At 43.1% G+C, this 16,716-nt stretch carries 18 protein-coding genes; 17 read left to right on the top strand and 1 reads right to left on the bottom strand.

The annotated features are described in order from the left end of the window. Nucleotides 1–148 precede the first annotated feature (148 nt). From ndk to der, 9 genes are all read left to right on the top strand, one after another. A complete protein-coding gene (ndk, locus tag ACEO2X_RS03115) occupies nucleotides 149–580 on the top strand; it encodes a nucleoside-diphosphate kinase (RefSeq protein ID WP_004975092.1) in 432 nt (143 codons plus the stop codon). Nucleotides 581–716: 136 nt separating this feature from the next. Continuing rightward, the gene (gene rlmN / locus ACEO2X_RS03120) at nucleotides 717–1,949 is read left to right on the top strand and encodes a 23S rRNA (adenine(2503)-C(2))-methyltransferase RlmN (protein WP_371971063.1); all 1,233 of its coding nucleotides are present in this window, start codon (nucleotides 717–719) and stop codon (nucleotides 1,947–1,949) included. Between the two features lie 75 nt (nucleotides 1,950–2,024). Further along, nucleotides 2,025–2,813 (top strand): type IV pilus biogenesis/stability protein PilW, encoded by a 789-nt coding sequence (pilW, locus tag ACEO2X_RS03125; RefSeq protein ID WP_371971077.1) that lies wholly within the window; start codon nucleotides 2,025–2,027, stop codon nucleotides 2,811–2,813. Beyond that, entirely contained in the window at nucleotides 2,804–3,613 is an 810-nt protein-coding gene (locus ACEO2X_RS03130; protein ID WP_253104561.1) for a helix-turn-helix domain-containing protein, read from the top strand. Before pilW ends, ACEO2X_RS03130 begins: the two co-directional genes overlap by 10 nt. A 22-nt stretch (nucleotides 3,614–3,635) precedes the next feature. Continuing rightward, on the top strand, nucleotides 3,636–4,757 hold the full coding sequence (gene ispG / locus ACEO2X_RS03135) for a flavodoxin-dependent (E)-4-hydroxy-3-methylbut-2-enyl-diphosphate synthase (RefSeq protein WP_004975100.1): 1,122 nt from the start codon (nucleotides 3,636–3,638) through the stop codon (nucleotides 4,755–4,757). Nucleotides 4,758–4,760: 3 nt separating this feature from the next. Beyond that, on the top strand, nucleotides 4,761–6,056 hold the full coding sequence (hisS, locus tag ACEO2X_RS03140; protein WP_180112621.1) for a histidine--tRNA ligase: 1,296 nt from the start codon (nucleotides 4,761–4,763) through the stop codon (nucleotides 6,054–6,056). 30 nt (nucleotides 6,057–6,086) lie between these two features. Continuing rightward, nucleotides 6,087–6,788 (top strand): YfgM family protein, encoded by a 702-nt coding sequence (locus ACEO2X_RS03145; RefSeq protein ID WP_371971064.1) that lies wholly within the window; start codon nucleotides 6,087–6,089, stop codon nucleotides 6,786–6,788. Next, nucleotides 6,788–7,936: an outer membrane protein assembly factor BamB gene (gene bamB / locus ACEO2X_RS03150; RefSeq protein ID WP_242769759.1), complete on the top strand. Its 1,149-nt coding sequence runs from the start codon at nucleotides 6,788–6,790 to the stop codon at nucleotides 7,934–7,936. The genes ACEO2X_RS03145 and bamB overlap by 1 nt, the downstream gene beginning before the upstream one ends. 218 nt (nucleotides 7,937–8,154) lie before the next feature. After that, nucleotides 8,155–9,567 carry a ribosome biogenesis GTPase Der gene (gene der / locus ACEO2X_RS03155; protein WP_004975107.1) on the top strand — a complete coding sequence of 471 codons (1,413 nt, stop codon included), beginning with the start codon at nucleotides 8,155–8,157 and terminating at the stop codon, nucleotides 9,565–9,567. A gap of 91 nt (nucleotides 9,568–9,658) precedes the next feature. On the opposite strand, the gene ACEO2X_RS03160 is transcribed toward der, so the two are convergent. Further along, complete coding sequence (locus tag ACEO2X_RS03160; protein ID WP_104853255.1) at nucleotides 9,659–10,432, bottom strand: SDR family oxidoreductase; 774 nt, start codon at nucleotides 10,430–10,432, stop codon at nucleotides 9,659–9,661. A 107-nt stretch (nucleotides 10,433–10,539) separates the two neighbouring features. On the opposite strand from ACEO2X_RS03160, the gene mazG reads away from it, so the two are divergent. The 8 genes from mazG (at nucleotide 10,540) to ACEO2X_RS03200 (ending at nucleotide 16,714) form a co-directional block, all read left to right on the top strand. Then, entirely contained in the window at nucleotides 10,540–11,301 is a 762-nt protein-coding gene (mazG, locus tag ACEO2X_RS03165) for a nucleoside triphosphate pyrophosphohydrolase (RefSeq protein ID WP_179988666.1), read from the top strand. Between the two features lie 16 nt (nucleotides 11,302–11,317). Then, nucleotides 11,318–11,785 carry a ComEA family DNA-binding protein gene (locus ACEO2X_RS03170; protein WP_096901517.1) on the top strand — a complete coding sequence of 156 codons (468 nt, stop codon included), beginning with the start codon at nucleotides 11,318–11,320 and terminating at the stop codon, nucleotides 11,783–11,785. A gap of 129 nt (nucleotides 11,786–11,914) precedes the next feature. After that, nucleotides 11,915–13,381 (top strand): polynucleotide adenylyltransferase PcnB, encoded by a 1,467-nt coding sequence (gene pcnB / locus ACEO2X_RS03175; RefSeq protein ID WP_371971065.1) that lies wholly within the window; start codon nucleotides 11,915–11,917, stop codon nucleotides 13,379–13,381. After that, the gene (folK, locus tag ACEO2X_RS03180) at nucleotides 13,378–13,866 is read left to right on the top strand and encodes a 2-amino-4-hydroxy-6-hydroxymethyldihydropteridine diphosphokinase (RefSeq protein ID WP_004975118.1); all 489 of its coding nucleotides are present in this window, start codon (nucleotides 13,378–13,380) and stop codon (nucleotides 13,864–13,866) included. Before pcnB ends, folK begins: the two co-directional genes overlap by 4 nt. Before the next feature lie 49 nt (nucleotides 13,867–13,915). Continuing rightward, nucleotides 13,916–14,725, top strand: a complete 810-nt coding sequence (panB, locus tag ACEO2X_RS03185; protein WP_371971066.1) for a 3-methyl-2-oxobutanoate hydroxymethyltransferase — start codon at nucleotides 13,916–13,918, stop codon at nucleotides 14,723–14,725. Nucleotide 14,726: 1 nt separating this feature from the next. After that, nucleotides 14,727–15,572, top strand: coding sequence for a pantoate--beta-alanine ligase (gene panC / locus ACEO2X_RS03190; RefSeq protein ID WP_371971067.1), 846 nt, complete (start codon nucleotides 14,727–14,729; stop codon nucleotides 15,570–15,572). Nucleotides 15,573–15,596: 24 nt separating this feature from the next. Beyond that, nucleotides 15,597–16,448: an RNase adapter RapZ gene (gene rapZ, locus ACEO2X_RS03195; RefSeq protein WP_104852463.1), complete on the top strand. Its 852-nt coding sequence runs from the start codon at nucleotides 15,597–15,599 to the stop codon at nucleotides 16,446–16,448. Next, on the top strand, nucleotides 16,445–16,714 hold the full coding sequence (locus ACEO2X_RS03200) for an HPr family phosphocarrier protein (RefSeq protein ID WP_026438354.1): 270 nt from the start codon (nucleotides 16,445–16,447) through the stop codon (nucleotides 16,712–16,714). The genes rapZ and ACEO2X_RS03200 overlap by 4 nt, the downstream gene beginning before the upstream one ends. Nucleotides 16,715–16,716: the final 2 nt, after the last annotated feature.

Genomic DNA, 16,716 nt, shown 5'->3' on the forward strand with positions numbered 1-16,716 from the left:
AGCAAGATTGATTTGCCGATCAAGGTCCTGCACAATGCGCTTCATATCGAAAAAAGCAATTTTTTTACACATCAAAAGCAGAAAATAGCCCATTATTCGGTATAATGCGGCAAAATTTTCGCGTCAACATTGACTTAAGGAGCCAATCATGGCTATTGAACGTACTTTATCTATCGTAAAACCAGATGCAGTTGCTAAAAACCACATCGGTGACATCTTTGCTCGTTTCGAAAAAGCTGGTCTTAAAATCGTTGCGACTAAAATGAAACACCTTTCTCAAGCTGAAGCTGAAGGCTTCTACGCTGAGCACAAAGAACGTGGTTTCTTTGGTGACCTAGTTGCGTTCATGACTTCTGGTCCAGTCGTTGTTTCAGTTCTTGAAGGTGAAAACGCAGTTCTTGCTCACCGTGAAATTTTAGGTGCAACAAACCCTAAAGAAGCTGCACCTGGTACAATCCGTGCAGATTTCGCTGTAAGCATCGACGAAAACGCTGCTCACGGTTCAGACTCAGTTGCATCTGCAGAGCGTGAAGTAAACTACTTCTTTGCTCAAACTGAAGTTTGCCCACGTACTCGTTAATACGCAGTATTCAAACCAGATAAGTGTTATTATGCTTATCTGGTTTTTTATTCTCCGATTTTTATTTTCTGAATAAACCTTTGCTCACCTCTTGAGCTTCTCCTTTCATCTTTAGACATGGTTTAGGTATACACACATGAGTACAGAAGTCCTCGCTGCATCTGCGACAGATGTTCAGCAAGCATCTGCATCCGCTCCTGCGCAGTCCAATACTGTAGAGAAAGTGAATCTCCTTGGCATGTCACGTCCACAAATGGAAAAATTCTTTGAAGACTTAGGCGAAAAGAAATTCCGTGCAGGGCAGGTGATGAAATGGATTCACCAGTTTTTTGTTACAGACTTTGCCGAAATGACCAATATTTCGGGCAAGTTACGTGAAAAATTGGAAAAAATTTGTGAAATTAAAGCGCCTGAAGTGGTGCATAAAAACTATTCTAAAGACGGGACGCGTAAGTGGGTGTTCCGTGTGGGCGAAGGTGAAGGCTCATTGGTCGAAACCGTTCTGATTCCTGCCGAAGATAAAACTGGCTCACGTAAAACCCTGTGTATTTCATCGCAAGTGGGTTGTGCGCTGGATTGTTCATTTTGTTCTACGGGCAAACAAGGTTTTCAGCGTGACCTAACCCAAGCCGAAATTATTGGTCAGTTGTGGATGGCAAACTATTCCTATATGGAAGATGTGCCTGTGATTGAACGTGAGCGTTCTGTGACCAACGTGGTGATGATGGGTATGGGCGAACCGTTGTTGAATTACGATGCCGTCTTGAACGCCATGCGCATTATGCTAGATGACTTTGCCTATGGTATGTCTAAGCGCCGTGTGACCTTATCGACCTCGGGCGTAGTGCCTAAAATTGACCAATTGGCACAAGATATTGATGTGGCTTTGGCAATTTCTTTGCACGCCACCAATAACGAACTGCGTGATGAACTTGTTCCAATCAATAAAAAATATCCATTGGAACAATTAATCGCAGCTTGTCAGCGTTATATTGGCAAAGATGGCAACGAAAGTGCGCGTAAACACGTGACCATTGAATATGTCATGTTAGATGGTGTAAATGACCATCCTGAACATGCGCAGCAAATGATTAAGCTACTCAAGAACCTGCCAAGCAAGATTAATTTGATTCCATTTAACCCATTTCCACACGCGCCGTATGGACGTTCAAGCCGAAATCGAATTATTTCTTTCCAAAAAACTTTGTCTGATGCAGGTTTTGTGTGTACGATTCGTCAGACACGTGGTGATGATATTGATGCCGCGTGTGGGCAATTGGTCGGACAAGTGGCAGACCGCACCCGCCGTGCCGAACAGTGGAAAAAGAAAGTTGCAGCGCAAAATGAAATCATACGCTCGCAAGGATAATGACTTTTATAGATAAGTAACTTGCATCGAACGAAGACGCAAAGGGGATGTCCATTGAATAAGCCTGTATTTAAAATCGCACAAATTACAACTGTTTGTATTTCGGCAATTTTTGCTGCAGCTTGTCAAACCACAGCTCCAACCTTAGGGCAAAAAGACCCTGAAAAAGCGGTGCAAGTACGTACGCAGTTGGCAGCAGAATACTTAAAAAATGGCGATTTAGATTCAGCCAAACGCGCACTTGATCAAGCTTTGGAAAGCGATTCACGTGATTCCACCGCTAATATGATGATGGGCGTGTTGCTGCAACAAGAAGGCAGCAAGCTGAATTTAGAAAAAGCCGATGCGTATTTTAAGCGTGCCATTGCCGCTGACCCAAAAAATGCACAAGCGCGTAACAACTATGGTACGTATTTATATCAAGTAGAACGCTATAATGATGCGATTGAGCAGCTCAGTATTGCAGGTGCAACACTGGGTTATGATCAACGCTTTAGAGCATTGGAAAATGTAGGTCGTATTTACTTGAAATTAGGCGATATAGAGAATGCCGAAAAGTCATTCAAACAAGCCTTGCAAGCCAATCGCGATTCTTATGTTTCAATGTTAGAGTTGTCGGAAATTTTATATTTAAGACAACAATTTGCACCCGCGCGACAATTGTATGAACAATTTGTACGTGCTGTGGGGCAAAAAAATCAGGGTGCGCGTGCCTTATGGATTGGGATTCGTTTAGCACGTGCCAATGGCGATCAATTGGGAACTCAGGTTTTAGTGAACCAGCTGCGTGCATTATTTCCCAATAGCCAAGAATACCAACGTTATTTGCAATTACAGTACAGTACTGAGGCCGTATGGAAGTAAATCCTAATTCACCGCAACCCACACAGGGGACAACGCCTGTACCCCATGCATTAGGAAATGTTCAACGTCCAGGTGAGTACCTTCGTCAAATTCGCGTCAATCAAAAACGCGAACTGGATGATGTTTCAAAAGATTTGAAAATTCCATTAAAAACGCTGATGGCGCTAGAGCAAGACGAATATACCGCTTTGCCTGAAGCGACCTTTATTAAAGGTTATTATCGTACCTATGCCAAATATTTACAGGTCGATGCTTCAGCCATTATTCAGCGTTTTGATGAAATTTATGCCAACGATACAGGGTTGTTGCCAAATCACGCCTTGAACAATTCACCCATCAAAATTATGGGAAAACTGCCAGGCTCTAACCGCGATCGCAATAAAAAGTGGCTCACACGTATCGCTGTGATTGTGGCGGTATTGCTGTTGTTGTGGGCATTGGTCGCGCTAATTCAAAACTGGATGTCGTCTGGTCAAGAGGGTGCAGAACCTGAAATTGCAGTACTGCAATCCGATGTGCAAATCATTTCTGACAATGCGACAGGCAGCACGCCTGCACTTGCTTCGGGCGATCAGCTGAATTTGCAATTTGCTCGTCCAACTTCAGTGCATATTGTTGACTCTGCTGGCAATGTTTTAGCGACAGGACGTCAAGCCTCTACTTTAAATTTACAAGGCGAAGCCCCATTTCAAATTCGCTTAGATGATGCGACTGCTGTGTCATTAAGTTTGAACAATGAGTCGATTTTATTATCGCCATATACTGTGAACGGAAAAGCAGAATTCCGTTTATCTCGATAATGCAGCAAGGTAGAGCGATATCATGATTGTAAATCCAATTCAACGCCGTCCGACCCGTAAAATTCGTGTGGGTTCTGTCTATGTGGGTGGTGATGCGCCCATCAGCATCCAAAGTATGACCAATACAGAAACCTGCGATGTTGCTGCAACTGTGGCGCAAATTCAGCGTTGTGTAGATGCGGGCGTAGACATCATGCGTGTTTCTGTACCAACCATGGAAGCCGCAGCTGCATTTGGCGAAATTCGTAAGCAAGTATCTGTGCCGTTGGTGGCAGACATTCACTTTGACTATAAAATTGCATTGGCAGTTGCCGATGCGGGTGCAGACTGTTTGCGGATTAACCCAGGTAATATTGGTTCGGAAGCCAAGATTCGTGAAGTGGTGGCTGCTGCCAAACATCATGATATTTCTATGCGAATTGGTGTGAATGCAGGATCGCTGGAAAAAGATATTCAGAAAAAATATGGCGAGCCGACAGGTGCAGCATTGCTGGAATCTGCTATGCGTCATATTGATATTTTAGACCGTTTAGATTTTCAGGAATTTAAAGTTTCAGTCAAAGCATCGAATGTGTTTTTAACCATGGATGCTTATCGTTTGTTATCACAACAAATTGATAATCCATTACATTTGGGTGTGACAGAAGCAGGCATTTACCGTACAGGTACCGTAAAATCTGCAATTGCCTTGGGCGGTCTGCTCATGGAAGGCATTGGCGATACCATGCGTATTTCGCTTGCGGCAGAACCTGAAGATGAAGTCAAAATCGGTTTTGATATTCTAAAATCTTTAGGTTTACGTTCTAACGGGATTAACTTTATTGCTTGCCCAAGCTGCTCACGTCAGGAATTTAACGTTATTTCTGTAATGCAGGCATTGGAGGAGCGTTTAGAAGACATTCGTACTCCAATGGATGTGTCGGTTATTGGTTGTAAAGTGAATGGCCCGGGCGAAGCTAAAGAAGCTGATATTGGTGTGGTGGGCGCAAGTCCGCGTTCATTGGTTTATCGTAATGGTGAAAAGAGCCATTTAATTGATACCAATCAACTCGTTGATGAAATCGAAAGCATGGTTCGTCAGCGTGTTACAGAGCTTGAACAAGCTAAATCTAAAGAGATTATTCGTACAAATTTTTCTGAGTAAGTCATGAGTTCAATTGTTGCAATTAAAGGTTTTAATGACATTCTTCCAACGCAAACACCTGCGTGGAGACGTCTAGAGCAACATTTAGCATCTTTAATGGATGCTTATGGTTATCAACAAATTCGTTTGCCAATGGTTGAGCAAACCAATTTGTTTAAGCGTTCAATTGGTGATGCGACCGATATTGTTGAAAAAGAAATGTACACATTCTTAGACAAGGGTAATCCGCCTGAGTCTTTGACTTTGCGTCCTGAAGGAACTGCGGGTTGTGTACGTGCCATGTTAGAGCACAATTTGCTACGTGGTGCGACACCGCGCGTGTGGTATATCGGCCCAATGTTTCGTTATGAAAAACCGCAAAAAGGTCGTTATCGTCAATTCCATCAATTTGGTGTGGAAACTTTTGGCGTTGCAACACCCGATATGGATGCCGAACTTATTTTAATGACTGCGCGTTTATGGAAACGTATGGGCGTTGCCGATAAAGTCCGCTTAGAGTTGAATACCTTAGGTGAGTCGGATGAGCGTGCAGCGTATCGTGCTGCTTTGGTTGAGTTTTTGGAAGCACACAAAGCCGATTTAGATGAAGACTCACAGCGTCGTTTAAGTACTAATCCACTGCGTATTTTGGACTCGAAAGATGCTAAAACGCAAAGCATCCTAGAAAATGCTCCAAAATTGCATGATTTTATGGGTGAAGATACGCTGAATCATTTTGCCCAATTACAGCAATATTTAACCGATGCAGGCATTGAGTTTGTGATTAATCAAAAACTGGTACGCGGTTTAGATTATTACAACAAAACTGTTTTTGAATGGACAACCACGCATTTAGGTTCGCAAGGTACAGTTTGTGCAGGTGGGCGCTATGATGGTCTGGTTGGGCAGTTGAAAGGTAAAGCAGATCAGTCTGTACCTGCTGTGGGCTTTGCCATGGGCATTGAGCGTTTATTGTTGTTGCTTGAACAAGTCGAAGACAATACGCCTGTACGTGATTGTGAAGTGTTCTTGTTGGCAGATCCAACAACTCAAGGAAAGGCGTTGGTTTTAGCTGAGCAAATTCGTGACCAATTGGAACAAGCGGGCAGTCAGATTCGCTTAAAAGTTGGTTCACAAGGCTCAATGAAAAGCCAAATGAAAAAAGCCGATCAATCAGGTGCAATCTATGCCTTGATTTTTGGTGAGCGCGAAACGGAAGCACAGCAATTGGCAGTGAAAACCTTGGCAACTGCTGAGCAAACGACTGTTGCAGTGACCGAAATTGTGCCTTTCATCATTGAAAAATTTTCTTCACAATAAGCCAAATAACATAAGGAAAAGGGTAATCCAATGAGCGCATTGAGTGATGACGAACAACTTGATAGTTTAAAATCGTTTGCGAAAAAATATGGTTCAGCCATGATTAGCGGGATTTTAATTGCGTTGATTGCCTTTTTCGGATGGCAATATTGGCAGAAAAAAACCTTGGCAGAGCAGCAAATGAATACTGCTAAAGTGCAACAACTGATGGATGATGCACGTACAGCAGAAGGCAATCCAGATGCCTTCAGTCAATTGTCTGCAACTGCCGATAAAATTGTGAAAGAAGCCCCTGATTCTGCGCAAGCTATTCAAACTCAATTCTTAATGGCTAAACTCGCTTACGATCAGCAAGATTTTGCTGCCGCAGAAAAAGCCTTAAAGAAAGTTGAAAACTCTAAAGTAAAAGACCAAGGCTTAGTGCAATTGGTTAAGTTGCGTTTGGCTTATGCACAGTTGGCGCAAAAGAAATACGATGAAGCTATTCAAAGTTTGGCCGCGGTGACTGATCCTGCATTTAAAGCCACTGCAGATGAAGCGCGTGGCGATGTTTATGTCGCGAAAAATGACCGTAAAAATGCCAAAAAAGCTTATCAAAGTGCATGGGATACTTTGGTGGAACGTAAACAAGAACGTCAAATTTTACAAATAAAACTCGAAAGTGTTGGTGTTTTGGTGGATGATCCTGAAATTGAACGCCCAGTATTAGAAACACAAGTGGATGAGAGCTAATGAATAGAAAGTATAAAATACCGTTTGCACTGACCGTTTTAACCCTCGCTTTAGTGGGGTGTTCTACCAATAAAATTAAAGTTGCAGAAGTTAAGCCAAATCCACTGCCAAAACTTGAGCAAGCACAAAGTCTAGTTCCTGTATTTTCACAAAGCGTTGCATCGACTACAGCAGCCGATCCATTGCGCCTGCAATTGGATGCTGAAAACGGTGTAATTTATACTGTTGATCCTAAAGGTGAGATGGCTGCCTATCAAGGCAAACAACGTCTTTGGCAAAAACAAGTGTCTAAGCAAGGCTTAACGGCAGGTGTCAATGCTGCTGAAGGCATTGTGGTTGCAGGAAATGCCAAAGGTCAATTGTTTGCTTTAGATCAGCAAACAGGTGAACAAAAGTGGGTTGCAAAGTTAACAGGAGCAATTCTTGCACCATCGTTAATTCAGGCAGGTCGTGTGGTGACTGTAAGTAATGACGGCACGGTATATGCACACAATGCCGAAACAGGTCAATTGGTTTGGACTTACAATTTACCAAACGTACAATTTAGCTTACGTGGCATGGCGGCACCCGTTGCGCTCGATTCACGTACTGTGCTGATTGCTTCTGCAAATGCCTATGTCTATGCACTGGATATTGTTACAGGCGTACCACGTATGCAGCGTCGTGTTGCTATTAGTGAAGGCCGTTCAGATATTCAACGCTTAAATGATATTGATGGCGACCCTGTGGTTGCAGGTCAATTCTTAGTGACCACAAGCTACCAAGGTCAGGTCACCGTATTGGACTTGGCTTCACAACAAGTGATTTGGAGTGAAGATGCAAGCAGTACCAAACGCCCAGAAGTTGCGGGGAATGGTGTATTTGTCAGCACTGCAGATGGCAAAATTGCAGCTTACGAAATCACATCAGGACAAGCACTTTGGGAAAATGACAGTTTGCTCAACCGTCGTTTATCTAATCCTGTATTGTTTGGACAATATTTAGTGGTCGGTGATTTAGATGGTGTTTTACACCTCATTGATCCAAGCTCAGGGCAACTGGTTGGACGTTCAAAAACCAATGGCGAAGTCCGTTCATTGCGTGTAATTGACAATCAACTCTATGTCGCAACGCAAAAGGGCGCATTAAGCGTTTGGCAGAACCGCTAATTTTGTTCTGACTTTTATGCTAAAATAGTTGTCCGTATTTTTACGCGGGGTAATTGAATCATCAATGCCCCGTGTTTTTATTTAATAGAGTGGTCGATGTTCTCTCTGTCGTTTGCGTGGTCGCAACGCTGAACCCAACATCCATACTCTGTTCTTTCTTCCACAGTTTCGGATGTACAGACCATTGAAACTGACTGATCTTGAATAAAGGTTAATCTATGAAACCCGTAATTGCGCTCATTGGTCGTCCGAACGTCGGAAAATCAACGCTGTTTAACCAGATTACCAAGAGCCGTGATGCACTTGTTGCTGACTTTGCAGGTCTGACACGTGACCGCAAATATGGTGATGCAACCTATCAAAATAAATCTTTCATTGTGGTCGATACTGGCGGTATTGGCGAAAGTGAAGGTGGCATCGACTCTTACATGGCTGAACAATCTAAAACAGCCATCCATGAAGCCGATATGATCATTTTTGTGGTCGATGCACGTGCAGGCTTGTTGGCATCGGATGAGCAAATTGCGCGTGAATTGCGTACTTTGGGCAAAAAAGTATTCTTGGTGGCGAACAAAGTAGATGGCGTACATGCCGAAGCCGCTTTGGTTGAGTTCTTTAAACTGGGTATGGGCGAGCCATTGCAAGTGGCTGCCAGCCATGGTCGAGGCGTTCAGCAAATGCTGGAAGACGTTTTGGCAGATGTTCCTGAAGATGAAAACCCAGATGCACATGATCAAGACACAGGTTTGCGTTTAGCCATTATTGGACGTCCAAACGTGGGTAAATCGACACTGGTTAACCGTTTATTGGGTGAAGAACGTGTAGTGGCATACGATCAGCCAGGTACGACACGTGACTCAGTCTATATTCCGTTTGAGCGCAACGAACGTAAATACACCTTGATTGATACTGCAGGTGTGCGTCGTAAAGGTAAGGTCGATGAAATGATCGAGAAATTCTCGATTGTGAAAACCTTGCAAGCCATGAAAGATGCACACGTGGTGGTGATTGTGGTTGATGCACGTGATGGTATTGTCGAGCAAGATTTACACTTGATTGGTTACGCACTTGAAGCAGGGCGTGCCATGGTGATCGCAATTAACAAATGGGACAATATGTCCGAATATGATCGCAAACAATGTAAGTTAGATGTTGAGCGTCGTTTTGACTTTATTCCATGGGCAAAAATCCACCTAATTTCTGCCTTGCATGGTACAGGCGTGGGCGATTTATATCCTTCTATTCATCGTGCTTATGAATCATCACACTTAAAAGTGTCACCTGCGAAACTGACTCAAATCTTGAATGATGCAACAGATGCACACCATCCACCCAAAGTGCAAGGTCGCGCCATTAAAATGCGTTATGCACACATGGGTGGACAGAATCCGCCAACCATCGTGATTCATGGTAATAAGGTCGATAAAACACCTGCAGATTACCGTCGTTATTTAGAAAACGTGTTCCGTAAAGTTTATAAGCTAGAAGGTACGCCTGTAAAAATTGAATTTAAAACTTCTGAAAACCCATTTGAAGGACGTAAGTCACAAGTGGATGAACGCACAGCCGCACGTCGTCGTCGTTATGTGCAGAAGTTTAAGAAAGCCGAGAAGAAGTTTAAACGAGGTTAAGGCTTAAACTTTGATGAGTTTGATAAAAAATCCCGAATGTGAATTCGGGATTTTTTTTGAGCGACTTAATTTAAATATGATAGATGTAGAATTAATGACGCTTCGCCAACAAGCTATTTGACAGACGATTTAACCATTGTGGGCTAATACTCGAAAGCTGCATTAGGGTTTTGGCTTTTAAACCGACCGCACGATGCGTATTGGTCAGGATCGAATCTTTAACCGTCGCTTGTTGATACACCACCTGGGCGACATCTTCTGTCGATAAATGCACGCCCATGTTTTGAATGGTGGCTGCATCCATATCTTTCACCATTGCAGTTTGTACAAATAGCGGCATGACATCTAAGACCCGAATGCCGTATTTTTGCCACTCTATATCTAAACCTTCCGTAATGCCACGTACTGCAAATTTGGAAGCAGAATAAGAAATTAAATCGGCTTGTCCATAAATCGCAGATGCCGAAGACAGGTTAATCACCCGTGCAAAACTTGCTTGTTTTAAATAAGGCAAAGCCGCATGACAACCGTTTAATACACCATTCACATTCACTGCCATAGTCCGATGATGCGCTTCTATGGGTGTGTCTTCAAATGCGCCTGAGTAGAGAATTCCTGCATTATTCACCAAAATATTCAATTCACCTGCCCATTGGCAAAAATCGGATAACGCAGCTTGCCAACTGGCATAGTCTGCCACATCAAGCAAACCTGCATGTGCACGCTCACCCAATTGTTCTGCTAATTGCTGTGCTTGTGCGAGATGAATATCATAAATACCGACACGGTAACCTTGTTGATAAAACAATTGTGCGATTGCGGCACCAATGCCTTGTGCAGCGCCACTAATCAAGATACTGTGCATTTGAACTTGCTCCCTGATGTTATTTTTGTTGTGCATATCGTCCTTGCCATCTGAGCATAACAAAAAAATGGTGCATTCGTGCAATAAATTGAAATAAGGAACAACCCATGCAGCAATTGCTTTCAATCATGCAACAGTTACGTCAACAATGCCCGTGGGATCAAAAACAAACCCCAGAAAGTTTGACTAAATACGCGATTGAAGAAGCTTATGAAGTTGAAGCGGCAGTGCGTTCAGGCAAGGTAGATGATGTACGTGATGAGCTGGGTGATTTGTTGTTGCAAGTGGTGTTTCAGGCACAAATGTATAGCGAGCAAGGTGCATTTGATTTTCAAGATGTGGTACAAGCCATTTGCGATAAATTAATTCGTCGGCATCCACATGTGTTTCAGGCAGAACAGTTTGCGCAGCTTAGCGCAGAAGATGTCGCTGCCTTATGGAAAACCATCAAACAACAAGAAAAACAGGGTAAAGCAAAGTCACGTTTAGATGAGGTGAAACATGCACCCGCTTTGGTGCAGGCACAGCAAATTCAGCAGCATGCGGCACAATTGGGCTTTGACTTTCATACCGTGCAAGATGCGTATGGCAAGTTAGAAGAAGAATTGCAAGAATTACAACAGGCGATTCAACAGCAACAATCCGATGAAATACAGGATGAGTTAGGGGATTGTTTGTTTTCTTTAATCAATGTTGGGCGTAAACTTGGCGTGTCCAGTGAGTTGGCATTATTGGGCACAATTCATAAATTTAGAACACGCTTTGCTTACATTGAAGATCAGGCCGAATTACAACAAAAAACAATAGAAGATATGACTTTAGAAGAAATGGATCAACTTTGGGAGCAGGCAAAACAACAATTAAAATGACAGGTTTTGCGGCAACATGAATATATCGCAGCAATTAAAAGTTTCTTTTCGCTTTTTTTCTTTCGGATGGCAGTACTGGCTTGCATTGCTGTTATGCAGTATCAGTGTATGGACTACAGCACAAAATGTGCAATCTAAGCCTGCGCAGGTGGGTGGGCACAGCTATGATCAAAACTATTTAAAATGGAAAGCGCAGCAAGCCGCGCAAGATCAGCGTTTAAGTGCGGCTCAAACCACATCATCAAGCGCAGAACATTATTTAGCACGTCCTACTCAGCAAAGTGCGCATACAAATCAAGTGCGTTTAAATAGCGCTTCACTAGAACAATTGCAGCAATTGTCTGGGGTGGGCATGAAAAAAGCACAAGCGATTGTGGAATACCGAAAACAAAATGGAAAATTCCAAAGTATTGAAGAACTTCAGCAAGTCAAAGGGATTGGGTCTGCCTTATTTGCCAAGAATAAACACAAGTTGGCATTGTAGCTGCAAGCAGAATTTTAGCACTGCACATTGCAAAATTAGCATGTGAATCAAATTGCCCTTTGATTGTGTTAGAGATATGATTAGCGACATCTTATCTGTTTTACGTTCAGACGTAGGAGACAGCGTCTTTTGCAAACTTTGCGCGCGTCAAAATGTGGTTTATCTTCCGCTCAATTACCTTCTTCCATTTTAGATGTTCTAGATGCTTTAACCAAAGCAGGCTATGAAGCTTATATCGTCGGTGGTGGAGTTCGTGACTTAATGTTAGGGCTAAATCCGAAGGATTTTGATGCCGTAACCAATGCCACACCCTCACAAGTGAAAGAAGTTTTCGGACGACGTTGCCGAATTATTGGACGACGTTTTGAGCTGGCGCATGTCTATGCAGGGCGTGAACTAATTGAAGTGGCCACTTTCCGTGCGCCACCGAAAAAAGCTGTGACTTCTGCGGCGGGGATGATTCTGCGCGATAATAACTGGGGCACAATCGAGCAAGATTTTGCCCGTCGTGACTTTTCAATCAATGCGTTGTATTACCAGCCACGCAAAGGCATCGTGTTAGATTTTTGCAATGCCGTAGATGATATAAAGCACAGAAACTTGCGTTTATTGGGCGATCCAACTTTACGTTTTGAAGAAGACCCAGTGCGTATGCTGCGTACTTTGCGTTTTGCTGCCAAATTAAATTTCAATATTGATCCAAAAATTCTTAAAATTTTTACGCCTGAAATGACGCAGTTATTGCGTGATGTATCGCCACACCGTTTATATGATGAGTCGCAAAAACTCTTTACGATGGGACATTTAAATAAAGTCCTGCCGATGTTGATTGAGTTTGGTATTTGGCGTCAGTTATTTGCCGACATCAAGCCAGACATCAACTCATTTATTGAACGTGCAGCAAAAAATACCGATCAACGGATTGCGATTGGTAAAACCATCAACCCTGCATTTTTCTATGCGGTGCTGTTGTGGCAACCGTTTTTAGAGCGTTGTGACTTTTATCTGTCTAAAGGTGTGGTGGCAGCCGAAGCGCGAGCCCAAGCAGGTTTAGATGTACTGAAACGTCAGGCGACACGTACCATTATTCCTCGTTTTGCTGAAACTTTTATTCGTGAAGTTTGGGAAATGCAAACCCGTTTATTGCAACCGAAACCACAGCAAATTGAAGCATTGTCTGGGCATGCGCGTTTCCGTGCAGGTTTTGACTTTTTATTACTGCGTGAAAAAGCAGGCGATAGCTCGACTTTAGGAATGGGTCAGTGGTGGGATGCCTACCAGCTTATGAGCACCGATGAAAAAGAACGTGCGATTGCCCAATATAACCGATTACGTGCCAAGAGCCGCCGTAAAACAGCGCAAGAACCTGTTGATGTGGCACCAGCAACACATGCTGCCGATATGCAGATTGAACCCTTGGTGAATGAGCCTGAGCCTCGTAGTCGACGTGCGCGTAAAGCCAAACAGTATGAAGAAAATCGGGCGCAATTGACTGCTACAGCAAACGGTTCAGGTATTGGTGCAGATCATCCGATTTTAAAACGTAAACGTGTGCAACGTGATTTAAGCCAAGTGATTTTTGGGCCAACACAATGAGCAACATCACCTATATTGGTTTAGGCAGTAATTTGGGCGATTCGCGTCAAATTTTGACTGAAGCGGTGCAAAAACTGGCAACTTTGGGGCAAGTGCAGACTTCTAAACTGTATCAAAGCCCACCAATGGGGCCACAAGATCAGCCTAATTATTTGAATGCTGTGGTACGTTTAGATACCGAACTTGAAGCCTTGGCATTGTTAGATGAATTACAGCGTTTTGAACAAGAGTCGGGTCGGGTGCGTTTACGTCATTGGGGTGAGCGTACGCTAGATTTAGACTTGTTGATTTATGCTGATGCCAACATTCAAAATGAACGTCTGACTGTACCGCATGTGGGGGTGTTAGAACGTGATTTTGTCGTCATCCCGTTGTTAGATTTGGATGCTAACTTAAGCGTTAAGGGACAATTATTAAAACACTCGCCATTGCTTGAACATCCGAGCTTAACTGTTGTAGATGCCAGCAATTGGGCAGGGCTATAAAGTTTTAAATTAAGCATGCGTGATGCTTTTTCCATAGAGGAATATTTTCATGATTAGTTTAAGTGACCTAAGAAAATTTAAAGCGGAAGGTCGAAAATTCTCCTGCCTGACTTGCTATGATGCAAGCATGGCGAAAGCAATGGAAATTGCTGAAATTGATACGATTTTAATTGGCGATTCTTTGGGGATGTCCATTCAGGGGCGTGACTCAACCTTGCCTGTCAGCGTGGCGGATATGGCTTATCATACTGCGGCGGTGCGTCGTGGTAATCAACATGCTTTTATTTTGACTGACTTGCCATTTATGAGTTATGCCACCTTAAATGATGCATTGCAAAGCTCGAAAGAGGTGATGCAAGCGGGTGCACAAATGGTCAAAATGGAAGGTGGTGCATGGCTCAGCGAAACCGTTGCAACACTGACCCGTAATGGTATTCCTGTCTGTGTACATTTAGGTTTAACGCCACAATCGGTGCATGTATTTGGCGGTTATAAATTACAGGCACGTACCCGCGAAGCTGCAGATAAACTGATTGCTGACTGTAAAGCTGTGGTAGAAGCAGGCGCGGCGATTCTGTTACTAGAATGTGTGCCAGCACAGCTAGGTCAAGAAATTTCTGCCTTGTTCCCTGAAATTCCAGTGATTGGGATTGGTGCAGGTACAGACACTGACGGTCAGGTACTAGTGGTGCAAGACATGCTGGGGCTGACTTTTGGTCGTGTCGCAAAATTTGTACGTAACTTTATGAAAGAACAAGCGGGTGAAACTGCCATTTTGGATGCATTTAAAGCCTATCATGCTGCAGTTCAAGATGGTTCTTTCCCTGCACGTGAACAAACTTTCCAAGTCGAGTTGTAATATGAAAACTGAAACCACAATTCAAGGCTTAGCGGCTTCATTACAGCCTGCACGCGCTGCGCGTAAAACCATTGGTTTTGTTCCGACTATGGGCAATTTGCACGAAGGGCATTTGACCTTGGTGCGCGAAGCGAAAAAAATATGTGATGTGGTGGTGGTCAGTATTTTTGTCAATCCAATTCAATTTGGCCCTAATGAAGACTTTGACAGTTATCCGCGAACTTTAGACCAAGACAGTCAATTGTTGGCAGAAGTCGGTTGTGACATTATTTTTGCGCCTTCAGTTGAGCAAATGTATGGCAGCAAACCACGTTTGACCAATATTTCAGTGAGCGAGATTACGGCAGACTTATGTGGCTTGCAGCGTCCTGGACACTTTGATGGTGTTGCGGTGGTCGTGACCAAGTTATTCAATATGGTACAGCCAAACTATGCTTTCTTTGGTGAAAAAGACTATCAACAACTGGCAGTCATTCGTCAGTTTGTACGCGACTTAAATATTCCGCTAGAAGTGATTGGCGTGCCAATTGTACGTGCGGCAGATGGTTTGGCGCTTAGCTCACGTAATGGGTATTTGAGTGCAGAGCAGCGTCAAATTGCACCGACAATCTATCAAAGTTTAAAGGCTGCTGCACAAGCATTACAGCAAGGTGAAACTTTGTCACAAGTGTTAGCGAATATTAAAGCAACATTGACAGCGGCAGGCTTTGTTGTGGACTATGTAGAAGCGCGTACAATAGAATTGCAGAAAATTGAAGCATTTAGTGAAGATCTGGTGTTATTCGTTGCGGCAAAATTGGGCAATACACGTTTAATTGATAATTTGCAGGTCAAACATTCTGCATAGCTGGCAATAGAAGGGTTGCATGCCATGAAACGTATTTTGATCGTGACAGGTCAATCGGGTTCAGGAAAATCTTCGGCATTACAAGTGTTGGAAGATTTAGGTTATTACTGTATTGATAATTTACCTTTGGCATTGCTCCCCGAAATTGTGGATAAACTGGATCAGGAAAATAACTTGGAACAGTTGGCATTGGGGGTAGATGTACGCAGTACCCGTGCCGACTTGCAAGAGTTTGATTTGGTATTTGAGCAACTGCAAAAGCATGGTTCAGTCGATATTATTTATCTGACCACGCAAGATCAGGAATTGATTGCCCGTTTTAGCGCATCACGCCGTCCGCATCCACTCTCTAGCCGTTTTAAAAGCTTGAATGAATGTATTCAAGAAGAAAAAAACTTGTTGATGCCGATTCAGTTCCGCTCTACGGTTCATATTGATACCACTGACAAAAGCGTGCATGATTTAAAACATGTGTTGTTGTCTAAGCTTGGGCAAACTGACAAATTGATTGTAATTTTACAATCCTTTGGCTATAAGCACGGAATCCCCTTAGATGCCGATTATGTGTTTGATGTGCGTCATTTGCCCAATCCACATTGGGATTTGGAGCTAAGAAAACATTCAGGCTTAGATGCACCTGTGCAGAAATTTTTGCAACAAAGTCCGCAAACCCATGAAATGTTTCAGGACATCCATCAGTTTTTAGAAAAATGGTTGCCAGCCTTTGCCGAAGGACATCGACACTACATCACTATTTCAATTGGCTGTACGGGTGGGCAACACCGTTCCGTTTATATCGTTGATAGACTAAAAAAAGCACTTGAGGCAAAATGGTCTATTCAAGTCTTACACCGAGAAATGAAGCACTGGTCATGATTGACACAACTGTTGACGTAATTAATAAACTAGGTTTACATGCACGGGCATCTGGGAAACTGATTGAAGTGACCACCAAATTCCGTTCGTCAATCCAAATTGGTAAAGGCGACAAATTGGTTGATGCCAAAAATATTATGTCCTTGCTCATGTTAGGTGCAGGCAAGGGAACTACTTTACGCTTAGTGATTGATGGTGCAGATGAAGAAAAAGCTTTATCTGATATTCAAGCACTGTTTGCAGCAAAATTTTACGAGGCAGATTAATC

Source organism: Acinetobacter sp. AL9, assembly GCF_041464035.1.
In the GTDB taxonomy this organism is placed as follows: domain Bacteria; phylum Pseudomonadota; class Gammaproteobacteria; order Pseudomonadales; family Moraxellaceae; genus Acinetobacter; species Acinetobacter towneri.